Annotated in this window: 14 protein-coding genes; 7 read left to right on the top strand and 7 right to left on the bottom strand. The window is 42.6% G+C overall.

All coding sequences use genetic code 11. From position 1 onward, the window contains the following. Positions 1 to 139: 139 nt before the first annotated feature. Positions 140 to 550 (top strand): hypothetical protein, encoded by a 411-nt coding sequence (locus tag ACR63T_RS01020; RefSeq protein ID WP_201571102.1) that lies wholly within the window; start codon positions 140 to 142, stop codon positions 548 to 550. Between the two features lie 41 nt (positions 551 to 591). On the opposite strand, the gene ACR63T_RS01015 is transcribed toward ACR63T_RS01020, so the two are convergent. After that, entirely contained in the window at positions 592 to 945 is a 354-nt protein-coding gene (locus ACR63T_RS01015) for a zinc ribbon domain-containing protein YjdM (protein ID WP_472784478.1), read from the bottom strand. 237 nt (positions 946 to 1,182) lie between these two features. Here ACR63T_RS01015 and ygfZ point away from each other — a divergent pair, with 237 nt between their 5' ends. Both ygfZ and ACR63T_RS01005 read left to right on the top strand, forming a co-directional pair. Continuing rightward, positions 1,183 to 1,935 carry a CAF17-like 4Fe-4S cluster assembly/insertion protein YgfZ gene (gene ygfZ, locus ACR63T_RS01010; RefSeq protein ID WP_472784477.1) on the top strand — a complete coding sequence of 251 codons (753 nt, stop codon included), beginning with the start codon at positions 1,183 to 1,185 and terminating at the stop codon, positions 1,933 to 1,935. A gap of 55 nt (positions 1,936 to 1,990) precedes the next feature. Continuing rightward, positions 1,991 to 3,310: a D-amino acid dehydrogenase gene (locus tag ACR63T_RS01005; RefSeq protein WP_201571092.1), complete on the top strand. Its 1,320-nt coding sequence runs from the start codon at positions 1,991 to 1,993 to the stop codon at positions 3,308 to 3,310. A 92-nt stretch (positions 3,311 to 3,402) separates the two neighbouring features. Here ACR63T_RS01005 and ACR63T_RS01000 read toward each other — a convergent pair whose 3' ends face one another. Then, positions 3,403 to 5,607 carry a molybdopterin oxidoreductase family protein gene (locus ACR63T_RS01000; protein WP_472784476.1) on the bottom strand — a complete coding sequence of 735 codons (2,205 nt, stop codon included), beginning with the start codon at positions 5,605 to 5,607 and terminating at the stop codon, positions 3,403 to 3,405. A 393-nt stretch (positions 5,608 to 6,000) separates the two neighbouring features. Here ACR63T_RS01000 and ACR63T_RS00995 point away from each other — a divergent pair, with 393 nt between their 5' ends. After that, positions 6,001 to 6,204 (top strand): CsbD family protein, encoded by a 204-nt coding sequence (locus ACR63T_RS00995; protein ID WP_201571090.1) that lies wholly within the window; start codon positions 6,001 to 6,003, stop codon positions 6,202 to 6,204. Between the two features lie 596 nt (positions 6,205 to 6,800). On the opposite strand, the gene ACR63T_RS00990 is transcribed toward ACR63T_RS00995, so the two are convergent. Beyond that, positions 6,801 to 7,508, bottom strand: coding sequence for a ZIP family metal transporter (locus tag ACR63T_RS00990; protein ID WP_472784475.1), 708 nt, complete (start codon positions 7,506 to 7,508; stop codon positions 6,801 to 6,803). Between the two features lie 533 nt (positions 7,509 to 8,041). Here ACR63T_RS00990 and ACR63T_RS00985 point away from each other — a divergent pair. Beyond that, positions 8,042 to 8,419, top strand: coding sequence for a hypothetical protein (locus ACR63T_RS00985; RefSeq protein WP_472784474.1), 378 nt, complete (start codon positions 8,042 to 8,044; stop codon positions 8,417 to 8,419). 110 nt (positions 8,420 to 8,529) lie between these two features. On the opposite strand, the gene ACR63T_RS00980 is transcribed toward ACR63T_RS00985, so the two are convergent. From ACR63T_RS00980 to phoB, 4 genes are all read right to left on the bottom strand, one after another. Then, positions 8,530 to 8,841: a YqfO family protein gene (locus tag ACR63T_RS00980; protein WP_201571076.1), complete on the bottom strand. Its 312-nt coding sequence runs from the start codon at positions 8,839 to 8,841 to the stop codon at positions 8,530 to 8,532. 10 nt (positions 8,842 to 8,851) lie between these two features. Then, positions 8,852 to 9,499 carry a DNA-3-methyladenine glycosylase gene (locus ACR63T_RS00975; RefSeq protein ID WP_472784473.1) on the bottom strand — a complete coding sequence of 216 codons (648 nt, stop codon included), beginning with the start codon at positions 9,497 to 9,499 and terminating at the stop codon, positions 8,852 to 8,854. Positions 9,500 to 9,623: 124 nt separating this feature from the next. Next, positions 9,624 to 10,718 (bottom strand): phosphate regulon sensor histidine kinase PhoR, encoded by a 1,095-nt coding sequence (gene phoR / locus ACR63T_RS00970; RefSeq protein ID WP_305899365.1) that lies wholly within the window; start codon positions 10,716 to 10,718, stop codon positions 9,624 to 9,626. 93 nt (positions 10,719 to 10,811) lie between these two features. Then, positions 10,812 to 11,510: a phosphate regulon transcriptional regulator PhoB gene (gene phoB, locus ACR63T_RS00965; protein ID WP_201571072.1), complete on the bottom strand. Its 699-nt coding sequence runs from the start codon at positions 11,508 to 11,510 to the stop codon at positions 10,812 to 10,814. Between the two features lie 350 nt (positions 11,511 to 11,860). On the opposite strand from phoB, the gene pstS reads away from it, so the two are divergent. Continuing rightward, the gene (pstS, locus tag ACR63T_RS00960; protein WP_305899364.1) at positions 11,861 to 12,976 is read left to right on the top strand and encodes a phosphate ABC transporter substrate-binding protein PstS; all 1,116 of its coding nucleotides are present in this window, start codon (positions 11,861 to 11,863) and stop codon (positions 12,974 to 12,976) included. Positions 12,977 to 13,082: 106 nt separating this feature from the next. After that, positions 13,083 to 14,033, top strand: coding sequence for a phosphate ABC transporter permease subunit PstC (gene pstC, locus ACR63T_RS00955; RefSeq protein WP_201571065.1), 951 nt, complete (start codon positions 13,083 to 13,085; stop codon positions 14,031 to 14,033). Positions 14,034 to 14,065 lie beyond the last annotated feature (32 nt).

Here is a 14,065-nt window from a genome sequence, read left to right as displayed (position 1 = left end):
TTTTGACATTGGATTTTGAAAATATTGAAATTTAAACAACCACTTTTAGAATGTGTTGAAATTAATTTTTGCTAATACCTTGCCATTTGTTCTATAGTAAAACAGCCAAATAAACTTTTGTTGATCACGGAGTAAGCAAATGATGATGACAGATAATACGAGCAATAAAGCTGAAAACAGCGACACTATAGAAGCTTCAGCTCTCGCTCCAATGAAAACCGAAGAAGCTATGACTATCATTCAAGCGCTCATTGACGGTATCAATCCTTTATCAGATGAGCCATTGCCTGATAATAGCTTATGTCTAAATAGTGACATTCAACGCGCTTTGCAAGCGACTATACCTGCGCTTGAGAGTCGTATCAGATACGATGCGCGTAAAGCCAACTTGCCTGCCAATGCAGGGAATCCTTGGACAGATGCAGAAGATCAGCAACTAGCAGATGGCTTTGACACTGGCAGCTCTGTTGCTACTTTAGTTGAGCAGCATCAACGTACCAAAGGCTCAATCACTTCACGGCTTATTAAACTAGGTAAGATAACTGGCTAAGCGCTCATCTAACAAAGTTTTAACCAAAGCTTTAAATGACGTTAAGCCTTTTTGACCACTGACGACTTAAGTTTCATTGGGCCATGACCTTCAACCTTACAGTCGATATCGTGACCGTCGGTGGCATCAGGTAGTAGGCGAATACTTTTAGCCTTGCTACCGACTTTTATGACTATTGATGATCCTTTTACCTTTAAGTCTTTGATTACGGTAACAGCATCGCCGTCTTGTAGCTCATTGCCAACAGCATCGCGAATCACCGCATCTTGCTCAGCGCTCTCGGCAGCTTCTGTTTCTGCTGCTGTCCACTCATGAGCACACATTGGACATATCAGCAGTGACCCATCTTCATAGGTATATTCAGCGTCGCATTTTGGACAATTAGGTAAGCTCATAGCCATCTCTTTAATTATTATAGATTAGATTTGCGATTACTCATTCATTGTACCGTATGTCGCTGTTTTTGACTAATGTGCAACCAATGCCTACGCTTGCAAAATGCTGGTTTAACACTATCTAATGCTTAGCGTCAGAGTTTTTTACGGTTAGCTTTTTTGTGGTACTCTTCTTGGGTCTATAAAATAACTCTAAAAAATTTTAACTCACTAAATTTTGTACTTAGGATAATAACAATGAGTCAATCTACCAACCTAGCAGCTCTACCGAAATTTGCCCAACTAACTATTCAAGGTATTGATGCTGAGAAATTCTTACAAGGTCAATTAACTTGTGATGTCACCAAGCTAGGCCTTAGCTATCAAGCGGCTGCTATCGGCAATCTAAAGGGTCGTATCGAGTTTGGTATTTGGATCAAAAAACAAGCCGAAAAGCATTACGATGTTGTTATCAGCGCCGATTGTGCAGAGGCCTTACAAGCGCACCTCAATAAGTATGGTGCGTTCTCTAAGTTCGATACTAGTGCGCCAGTAGCCATATATCCTTGTGTACTCGATGAGGTGCCAACCTTTAGTCATAAAGACAGCCATGACACTCCAGAGAATACAGCCATTTGGGCGCAATGCAGTGTAGCAACAGGTAATTATTGGATAGTAGCCGCAACGCAAGGCGAGTTTCAACCACAGGAGCTACGCCTGCATCAGCGCGGTGGTATGGACTACGATAAAGGCTGTTATTTGGGTCAAGAAGTTATCGCCCGTATTTACTTTAAATCTGCGCCCAAAGCGTTTTTGCACTATGTAAAAGGGTCAGGCGAGACGCCAGCAGCAGGCGCAAAACTTGATAAAATTCAAGTGGTCAATGCCACAGTAGTTGATGATGGTTTTGAAGCTTTAGTCGTAGCACGTCCAGAACAGTTGGCGCAGAGTGATCTAAGTATTCTCGATTTGCCGCCTGCTCTACAAGCAGATGTCGCTCGTGCTAAATAAACAGTAGCAAGCACGTTTAGTAATGCCAGCAGAGTAACTATAGAGACTTTAGATTATGACACATATTGCGGTACTTGGCGCGGGCGTTGTGGGCGTAACGACTGCTTGGTATCTACAAAAGGCGGGCTATCAGGTCACTGTGATCGAGCGTGAGGCCGCCGCAGCTATGCAGACCTCGTTTGCTAATGGTGGTCAAATATCGGTATCGCACGCCACGCCTTGGGCCAATCCTAAAACGCCGATGAAAGCACTCAAATGGCTATTCCGCGAGGACGCACCTCTGCTATATCGACTGCGCGCTGATAAAGACCAGCTAAAGTGGGCAATGCAGTTCTTGCAGGAATGCCGAGCGGATCGAGCCGATGACAATCTCGTACAAATGGTACGCTTAGGACTATATTCGCGAGCGACTTTGCAGCAGCTACGACGCAATATCGATATTCAATACGAGCAGCAAACGCGCGGTATTATGCACTTTTATACCAGTCAAGCTGAGTTTGATGCGGCAGTTGCACCCACTGAGCGCATGCAAGAGTTGGGCTGTGAGCGGCACTTTATCGACGTTAATACCGCAGCTAGCCTTGAGCCTGCGCTCTACCCTATCGCTCATAAGTTGGTTGGTGCGACTTTTACCAGTCGTGATGAATCAGGCAACGCGCATCTATTTACTCAGCGCTTAGCACAGAGTTGCGCGGCAGCTGGTGTGCACTTCATGTACAATACTGAGGTTTTGGCACTAAACACTGATGCGCACTCTAATCGCCCGCATGTACACAGTATTACCATACGTCCTAAAGGTGAGAACGCACAAACCTTTAGCGCTGATAGTCATGTGGTAGCGCTAGGTTGTTATAGTACAGCGCTGCTCAAGCCTCTAGACGTGCATCTGCCTATATTTCCTGCTAAAGGCTACTCAGCCACTTATCGAGTTAACCCTCGCGCCCCACATCTGGCGCCGTTTATTAGTCTAATTGATGATGAGTATAAGCTCGTTATTTCTAGGCTTGGCGATAAATTGCGCGTTGCAGGAACCGCAGAATTCAACGGCTATAATATGGACTTAAATAGCGTGCGCTGTGCGGCAATTACTGAGCGCGTACGCTTTTTATTTCCCAAGGGCATCATTGCCAACTCAGTAGATTATTGGACAGGGCTGCGTCCAATGACGCCATCCAATGTGCCACTCATTGGACGGGCGCATTGCGGTCAAGTGCGTCACGGCAGTGAGAACGTGGATGCAACCTTTGATAATCTATGGCTGAATACCGGTCATGGTACGCTAGGTTGGACGCATGCTTGCGGCTCAGCCAAAGCGATTAGCTTGCTTATGCAAGGCGAGAAGCCACCCGTTAAGTTTGATTTTATTGGCGTATAATTTTACAAGGTTCTAGACATGAATAAGCGCCCTAGATGAGCGCTTATTTAGTTTGAGGCTCTAATTAATTTAAGATTTAGATCATTAATTTCTCAGGCTAGACTTTTTAAATTAACAGTTGCTAGCGATTTAGATTCTGTCTCTATAGCCTCAAGCTGCACAGGTACGCCGTTGACAGCTGCATTACCACACAGCTCATCAATCAAAGTATCATCGGTCAGATCATTGACACTGACCCCAGCATGCGCTTGCGCAATCTTTTGCCTGACGCCACGGCGACTATGTCCAAAGCCGTGTGGAATACTGACTACCCCAGGCATGAGCTCATCGGTAACTTCTGCGACAATGATAACGCTGCCCACGCGTGAAGTCACTTTGACCTCTTGACCATCCACAATTTTGTATTGCGCTGCCGTCTCAGGATGCAGCATTAGAGTACAGCGCGATTTGCCTTTTACCAGTCGATAGCTATTGTGCATCCATGAGTTATTACTACGCACATGGCGACGACCTATTAATAAAATTTGGCTGTCATCGTAGTGCTGCATCATCTGTTGTACGCGCTCTAAGTCCGCTTGATAAAAATCCACGTTCATATTAATCTGCTTATCGGCATGCTGTAGCGCATCAGGTAGCATACTTTGTAGCGCTCCTAAATCGACACCATGAGGATTATCGATTAACGTTTCTAAATCGATATCATCATAAGGGCCATGCTTTAGAGCTTGATCGAGCAAGAACTTTGGTCCAAGCTTCTTGGTTAGATCACGTTCGCCTTTACGCTTGTCTTTAAGAGCATCAGGCGCATACCTTTCTAAGCGCTCTGCTAGCTCTAAGTAGATCTCCCAGTCATGCTTTTCATTGTCCTTTTTGTCAAACAACGCTGGCGAATATTTAGCCACATTATGTACAGCAAAACCATTAAAGGTGACATCATAATGATCACGCTCTAGCGCCGAGACTGGTGGCAAGATAATATTGGCATGGCGACTGGTCTCATTGACATAGTAGTCAAGCGCGACCATAAACTCTAACTGCGACAATGCCTTGTCTAGTTTTTCACCATTTGGCGTGCTCAAGACTGGATTACCCGCCACGCACATAAAGCCCTTTAATTGCCCCTCGCCCGCGACTAACATCTCGTCACTCATAACGACAGCCGGATACTCACCATTAAAATCAGGGAGGTTGCTGACGCGGCTATGGCGCTTACCCAAATAGCCTGGCCCTGAACTGTTAACCACATCGACCGCAGGATTAGGGAACATCAAACCGCCAACTTCATCTAAGCGACCACTGACAATATTAATTACCATAGCTAGATATTGACTTAATAAGCCAAATTCTTGCACCGATATACCCATACGTCCATAGCATACTGAGCTTTCGGCCTCACAAAACTCTTTAACCAAGCGCTTAATCTCAGACGCACTGATACCTGTAATACTAGCAACCGACTCAGCACTATAGTCCTTTGCAAAAGTCGCCAACTTATCAATCTCAGGCGCTAATGCGGCGGCTCTGTTATTAGGACGTGCCTTGTCAGCATAGCCTTGCAAGTAAATTTCATTAAGCATGGCTAATAACAATAGAACATCGGTCGCAGGACGAATAAAGTGGTGCTCACTGGCAATCTCTGCGGTCTCTGTGCGTCTTGGATCAATGACCACTACTTTGCCATCACGAGCTTTGATGTCTTTTAACTTTTGGCGCATGTTTGGCGCACTCATAATACTGCCGTTGGATGCTAGCGGATTGCCACCAATGATTAGCATATAGTGCGTATTGTTAACGTCAGGCACAGGGATACGAAGCATGTGTCCGAACAGATGCATACTGACGATATGATGCGGCAATTGATCGACTGAGGTGGCAGAAAAGCGACTGCGCGACTTGAGACTATGTAACAGATGCTTAATGGTGAGCATACCGCCCATATTATGGACGTTTGGATTACCCAAATAGATCCCAAAAGCGTTTTGACCATACTGCTTCTGTACGGCTTGAATACCTGTGGCGACTTTGTCTAACGCCTCGTTCCAGCTAATCTGTTTCCAACCGTCAGCGGTGCGCTCGACAGGGTGACGCAGACGATCAGGGTCTTCATATAAATCCTGCAATGCAGTCGCTTTTGGGCAAATATATCCTTGAGAAAAAGGGTCGTTTTTATCGCCTTTTATTGATAACACCTTTTGACCATCATACTTTATCTCAATGCCGCACATCGCTTCACACAAGTTACACGTTCTAAAATGCGTTTGTTCCATGTCTACAACATCATTAATAATATCAGCCATAATAACTTTCCTTGTTTATTGACCGTTTCCTTATGATTCTTTCACTTTATTACTTTTAAGAGTACGCTTGTAGTGTTTATTGTGGCGAATGCGTTCATTATTACTTTTCTCTAGATAATCTCAGATACAGTAAGCTATATAATAGTTGTCGTTTTAATAATATAACTGCAATAAAATAACTTCGATAACATAATGGCGTGAATAATCATCATCAAGTAACACTATAAACATTGGATATACAGACAACGCAAGTGCGCACCTCTATATTAGTAGTCACAAGTTAGTTAGCTTAGTGGCAACTATTTTACTTAGAAGCAATGAATTCAAAACAAATATAAGTTAAGTAAGTTGCTCAGATTATGAAAACCAATAAACAAAATAAGGAATAAAACAATGAATGAACAGACTCTAAAAGGTGATTGGAACCAGATGAAAGGCTCAGTAAAGCAAAAATGGGCTGATCTTACTGATGATGATTTACTACATATTGAAGGTAGTCATGACAAGCTCGTAGGTAAAGTCCAAGAGCGCTATGGTCATGCAAAAGATGACGCTGAACGTCAAGTCACTGAATGGCGTACTGAAAACAAATACTAATCTCAGATGTAGTATCAAGCTTTAAGACTCAAAACACAAAAATCCGCACCATTCAATGATGCGGATTTTTATGTTTTTATATTACAACGAAACAGGCTATTAGATACTCATTGCGTTATCTGAGCATTTTAATAAAAATATCTTATATTTAATAGCATCTAATACTAAATAGAATCTTAGGCTAAATAACTATATACAATCATTAGATACAATAAAACCGCATAACATCAATTTGCTATGCGGTTTTATCGTCAACTATCCTTGTACTTTATTACCATTTTCATCTTTGCATCCATGCAAATAAAAAATATACGGTAATAATCGAGCGTCCTGCTCAATACTTGCAATTACTGTTAGTGGTTCTCTACTACCAGCGTAGGTCATGTGTCCTTGCTTCGATAGCTATTGTCATCCTGACGCTAACAATCGAATCATTGTCCTTAACACGGTAAACTCAATCCTTGAGTCACATTCCCTGATGCCGTGTGACTATAATGCCAAAATGTTAACCGTTTGTTAAGAGGTATTAACCTCTTTGCTTGTAAGCATATGCTTACATGATTATAAATTAGTCTTCATTTATGACTATTGCTTGGCTAAATAATCATCTCGCCTGCTATGCCTATTAAAAAGCCCAGCGTAGCTCCTAATGACGTCATGTAGTTATTATCTAGCTTACTTTCAGGAATAATATCTTGAATCAATAGATATAAGATACCACCACTCGCAAAAACCATCAAATAAGCTGTCAAATCGGGGTGTTGTCTGAGTAAAAAATGCCCGATAAGCGCTGAGATAATCCCGAAAAAGCTCAGTATAAAGAAAATAACTAAAGTCTTTTTGACACTGAAGCCGCTTTGTACTAATTCGCGAAACGAGTTAAAGGATTCAGGCAGGTTTTGTAAGCCTATAAACACAGCCAATAATAATGCCATCTGTGGCTCGATTGCGAATACCGCACCTAAGGCAATAGACTCAGGAACGAAATCCATCATCATCGCAAGTAGGGTAGCTTGCTGACCTCCTGATTTGGCTAAACGCTTATCAATGAGCATAAATAGTATAGCCCCCAATGAGAACGAGCCTATTACCCCCCAAACGCTAAGTGTCTCCATACCTTTTGGAACCAGCACTAAAGCGATCGCTGATAGGATTATTCCAGCACCAAATGACATTAAGGTATGCACAATCTCATACTTCACAGGACTATCTTTGACATGATGATCGAATAAATTGGCTAATAAGCCGCCAATGAATACGGTTACTCCTGCAAACCCTGAAAAGAGAATAAGTTTAAGTAGCATTAATGATGACCCTGTTTTTGATCCCGCTAAGTTTGGGATTTTTCTGAAATCAAGTTTGTATAGTGTTAACGCTAAAGAATGTCTTTGACAACCCTATTCTAATTAAAAATAAGTAATGATTACTTAATCTAGCCCAATAATTACAACTTATAAACCGTATTGACATTTATGGCTAGGGTTTAAGGACTATTATCGCTAGACGTAAAAATTAATTTAAAATAATGTTGAATATAAGATTAAAAATGAGTCGCGCTACCCTACCATCAAGCAAAGCGCGATCAATAAGCTCAGCAATCAAAGCTATAACGTCACCGACATTGAGCTTGATGAACAAGACAATCGTGACGTTTTTGAGATTGAAGCCGAACGTGGTAATCAAGAGTACGATATTATCTTAAGCTATCCTGACTTAAATACTATCAAGTTTGAGAAAGATTAAGTTTTTGGTATGTTTATAGTTTTGACTGCATTACCCAAGTAGGCTAGCCTATAGCTCTACTAGAATTTTTTACTACTTTATAGGAAATATCTTTATGAATAAATTACCATCTTTGGGCTCAAAGATCGCTGCTAGTAGCTTTATCGCCGCTTTGTTGACCGTGACTACTGGTTGTGTCACTGCGCCTGGTGGCTATAATGATTATGGCGATATTTATGAGAATATCTATAAAGATACCGACGTCTATAAAAAGAATAAAAAATCCATCAAATCAATCGAGAAAGATATCTATCGCCCTGCTATCGAGCAGCGCGCGGCTAATAAAGTCGCTAATATGGGCTACCGTGTCAAAGATGTAAAATACAAAAAGGGCGACCGAACCATCAAGGTAAAAGCTAAACGCGGTAATGATAACTATAAGATTGAGCTTGGGTATCCCAACTACAACGTAATTAAAGTCAAAAAAGACTAACTTAAGCTTTTGTTTATGTTCTGCCTTTGTACGAAAAGCCCAATAGAGCAATAATCGATCTATTGGGCTTTTTATAAGCTAATGTCAAAATCTTGCATTAAAAGCCTGCGTTAAAATTTTAATACTGCTATCACGTCATATGCTGGCGTCTCATAAGGGTGTGATTGTTTTAAGGCATCGATAACGTCTATCATTAATGACTCATCTACGACCATCTCCACTCGCCATTCATTGACGGTCTCTAAGCTATCATGCGAGCCGATATGCGGGGTGCTACCTGCCATAGGCTTAAATTGTCCTGCGCCTTTTACTTGCCAGCAGCACTGCTCATAGTTACCAATCTTGCCAGCGCCTGCTACAAATAGTGCTGACTTGACCTGATCTAAAGCTTCCTCTGGAATGAAGACGGTTAGCTTATACATACATACTGTCCTATTTTTTAGAAAGTGAGGGATGATCAGTCCAGATATAGCGTACTAGCCAGTCTTTGGCCTCTCCTGCATAATCAATACCAATACGCGGACGCACTGACACAGGAGGTTTGCAGCCGTCACCCTCTATCCAAACCTCTGATTCAACGTCGATAGCTTTGCCATATAACGCGCTATCAATCTGTAAGCGCTTGGTCAATTTGCCAGGTCCTGCAAACTGCTTAACATGGGTTAACTGCTGGTCAGCGCTAAGCGATGATTCTTCAACCAAACGCTCACTGCTATCACTCAAAAACCCAGCTCTTATAAGCACAGATTCGGGCGAGCCTACTGGGCCGCTGATCAGGTTGAGCATACTATGGACACCATAAGTAAGGTAAACATAGAATACGCCACCTTTACGATACATAATCTCGGACTTTTCTTTTTTCTTTGCCACATGTGCTTGTACTGATCCGTCAGCGTCACCTATATAAGCTTCGCTCTCAGATATCCGCATGCGTAACGTTTTTTGTACACCGTCACTATCGATTAGCTGTCGGCATAGTACTTTACCTATTAAGTCGGCAGCTACGACACAAGTGGGTCGCGCAAACCACTCAGGCTCTAGTACCATCGCTTTATTAATTGAGGTTTTAGAGGTTACCATTCATGAGACCTTTTTTTATTTTATAGTAGCTAACAATTTAGCATAAAAAAAGAATGCGACCACATTGACGTTGTTTGCACTGTGTTTAAGGATTGTTTGAAAACAAGACTACAAAGCTATAGTATCAGCACTCAGGAGTAACTCGAACATACGCACTTGGAAACAGCGCACTAAAGGTCGAGCCTACCCCTTCTGACGACTCAATCTGCAAAGTCGTCTCATACTGATTTAGCACATGTTTTACAATAGCCAGTCCCAAGCCTGTACCGCCTGTAGCACGACTGCGCCCACTATCAACACGATAAAAACGCTCAGTCAAACGCGCGATATGCTGTGCCGTAATACCAATACCATTATCAGTCACTGAAAATCGACACCCTGTAGCAGTCCTAGTCCAATTGATAACGATATCACCATTTTTTGGAGTATATTTAATAGCATTAATGACCAAATTGGACAGCGCACTATTTAGATACATCTCTGAGCCATAGAGACCATCATAGGTGTCTATTTGCAAATGGATAGTATGGCCATACTCATGATTATAAGCCTGAGCGTCGCTATAGATATGGGTCAGTAGCTTGGTCATATCTATATAATCTAGTTCCTGATTCTCTTCAATTTCAATACGAGATAGCAGTAATAAGTCATTGACCACTCTATTCATACGAGCCGTCTGCTGAGTCATCAGCTCAAAGCCGCGGCGCCACTGCGGTAATATATCCTCTTGCTCAGAGAAATTCTCTAGATAACCCATCAGCACAGTCAGTGGCGTACGTAGCTCATGTGAGACATTGGCTACAAAGTCCTGTCGCATTTGTTCTAAGTGGTGCAAACGAGTCACATCATCAATAATAAGTAGCTTTTCATTGCCAAACGGCGTGAGCTCACACTTTAGATAGCGATTAGGGTCTCGCCATGATGGCATATCAATACCACTGCTATGATTCTGCGTATCTTGATAATACTCTCGAAACTCAGCGGCCGTAATAAACTCAAAAATACTTCTGCCTTGATCAGTTGTGCTCAATAACAACAAGTCTGCGGCCGCTTGATTCCACCATTCTAGCCCATCATCATCGTTGAGTAAGATGACAGCATCTCTTAACGCTCGCAGCGCGCTTCCGATCTTTTTGAGTTGATCCATTGTATTTTTCGAGGAGGTTTTTTGCTGGTTGTCTTGTTGGTGACTGTCTGGTTGGCTATTGTCTATCGTCATCGTGTTTTTCCCTTATCCTCTATCTTTATTACTGGCTGCTATGGTGTCATCGACGCCCTTTTCTTTACTTTGTCTTACCTAATCTGCATGTCGCTATTCAAGATGACTAGACAGCCTATAACCTGTACCACGAACGGTTTGAATCAACTTATCACAGTCGTAAGGATGTAGTAATTTACGTAAGCGTCGAATATGTACATCAATAGTGCGATCTTCGATATAAACGTTGCCACCCCAAACTTGATCTAGCAGTTGGGTGCGCGTATAAGCGCGCTCTGGATGACTCATAAAAAATGCCAGCAATCGATATTCCGTCGGACCCATATCAATGATATTTCCTTGAGCGGTGACGCGCTGGCTTTTTGGATCTAAGCTTAGCTGACCGATCTCGATAGACTTATCACTGCTGAGCGCATGACTACGACGCAATACTGCTTTGATGCGTGAGATAAGTTCACGGGTTGAAAAGGGCTTGGTCATATAGTCATCAGCCCCAGCATCAAGACCATTGATGAGACTATCCTCTTCGCTTTTGGCAGTCAGCATAATGACTGGTATCTCAGACAGCATCTCATCACTTTTGAGCATGCGACAAAAATCAATGCCACTTCTATCCCCTGGTAGCATCCAATCAAGCAATATCAGCGCAGGCCGATGATCCACTACTTGTTGGTGCGCCTCTGCAATATCAGCCGCCTGCAAACTCTCAAAACCAGCCATCTCTAGCGTCATCACAATCATTTCACGAATGGCAAGCTCATCTTCGACAATCAATATCTGCTCGTTACGCATACTAAGGTCTCGCTGATTATTAAGGTGTAAGTTATTAAGATGTGAGTTATTAGGGTATCAGTTATTAAGATACAAGATTGAAGTATCAAACTTGAAAAAAAGGCATAGAACACTCGCCAATGTAGGCTCATTAAACCTATTAATTGTGACTATTTAATGACATTAATCTTTAACCTTTGAGGTAGCACTCTTTTTTATAAGTAGATAGCAAGCTTTTCTATAAAAACGCTTTATTTCATCAAACTGTCATATTTGCTCGTTACGATGTACTCATTAACCACAGAGCATTACTGCGGTGTGGTCATTGTGATTTATAACGACCCAATACTCAAATAATTTTAGGAGACATAATGCGTTATTCGTTCATGGCTATAGCCATCGCTAGTACCTTTGCCTTAACCGCTTGTAATCAAGCCACCACTAGTAATGAAACTACCGATTCTGTCATCTCAACAGCAGCTGACAGCGTCTCTATGAATATTACGGGTGCGGGCGCTTCTTTTCCACAGCCTATCTATGCCAAATGGTCAGACGCTTATAACAAAGCAACAGGCGGACAAGTAAATTATCAATCCATCGGCTCATCAGGTGGTATCAAACAAATTATTGCTAAAACAGTTGATTTTGGCGCCTCAGATGCACCAATGACTCCTGATGAGTTAAATGAGGCTGGTCTTATTCAGTTTCCAACGGTTATCGGCGGTGTGGTTCCTATTGTCAACATCGAAGGTATTGGACCTGGTGAACTGAAGCTAGATGGTGCAATGCTCGCTGATATCTACCTTGGCAAGATCAGCAACTGGAATGATCCTGCTATTGCTGCCATGAACCCTGACTTGACTCTTCCTGATGCGGCCATTACTACGGTATTCCGCTCAGATGGTTCTGGTACGACGTTTAACTTCACTGATTATTTAGCCAAAGTCTCAAGCACTTGGAAAGACACTATCGGTGTGGACAAAACCGTAAAATGGCCAACCTCAGCCACAGGCGCTGGCGGCAAAGGCAATGAGGGCGTCTCAAGCTACGTGAATCGTATGCAGAACTCTATCGGTTATGTCGAATACGCTTATGCTAAGCAAAGCGGCTTGGCACATGTGGCTCTCAAAAACGCTGCTGGCAATGTGGTACAACCCTCAGCTGAGAGCTTTGCCGCGGCTGGCGACATCGATTGGTCACAGCACGAAGGGTTTTATAAAGTTATTACTAACTCTGAAACCGCTCAAGCTTGGCCTATCGCTGCAGCTACTTTTATCTTAGTCCATAAGCAACCGCAAGATGCCAAGCAAGTCGCAGGCGCTCTAAGCTTCTTTGATTGGGCTTATGCTCAAGGTGATGATGATGCCCTAAACCTCGATTATGTGCCTTTTTCTGATACTGCCGTAGCGCTCTTCAAAGCAAAATGGAACGAAGTGGTCGATAGCGAAGGTAAGCCTGTTTATCTTCCAGCCGACAAGCCTATTTGAATTAGCAATTAGATTGGCAGTGCATTTAGCAGTTAAAGTAATAACAACACTCGTTAAGCAAGCTGATCATAGATTGTAGATTATACATTAGAGTATTGAGGGTTTTATGGCAGATTTAAAATCTCAACTGGTAAAACAAAAGCGTTACGATGCTATTTTTGTCAACGCCACCAAAGCATTTGCGCTCTTAGTGCTACTGTCGCTTGGCGGTATCACGCTCTCATTGCTCATCGGGGCCTGGCCTAGTATCACCGAGTTTGGGCTAGGTTTTTATACCAGCAATAACTGGGATACGGTAAACGATCAATATGGGGCACTCGCCCCTATTTACGGGACGCTGGTCACCTCTTTTATCGCTATCTGTATTGCTGTTCCTATCAGCTTTGGCATTGCTATTTTCTTGACTGAATTATGTCCTAATTTCCTAAAAAAGCCGTTAGGAATCGCTATTGAGCTGCTGGCAGGTATTCCTTCTATTATCTACGGTATGTGGGGATTATTTGTGTTTGCACCGTTTTTTGGCGATCACATTCAGCCTTGGTTTATTGAAAACATTGGTCCCTTGCCTATCATTGGTCAAGTTTTTACCGGAGCGCCTATGGGGCTTGGTATGTTTACCGCCTCACTAGTGCTGGCTATTATGATTATTCCCTTTATTGCCGCCACTATGCGCGATGTTTTCTCTGTCGTTCCTGATTTATTAAAAGAATCCGCTTATGGCATGGGCGCTACCACTTGGGAGGTGATGTTCAAAATCATCCTACCCTATACCAAAGCAGGTGTGGTTGGTGGAGTCATTTTAGGACTTGGTCGGGCGTTGGGTGAGACGATGGCGGTGACCTTTTTGATTGGTAATGCCTTTAATATTAGCCCCAGTTTATTCACATCAGGGGTGACTATTACTTCAGCTTTGGCTAATGAGTTTGCTGAGGCATCTAGCGAGTTGCATTTAGCCTCATTATTGCATTTAGGCCTCATTCTTTTTGTCATTACCTTTATCGTGCTATCGATATCTAAGCTGCTGCTGATGCGTATTGACCAAAAAGCTGGCAACTAGTCGCGATAATATCAAACATAAAAAAGGATAGA

The sequence above is a fragment of the Psychrobacter sp. M17(2026) genome (assembly GCF_055699815.1).
This window is presented reverse-complemented; position numbering and strand designations above follow the sequence as displayed.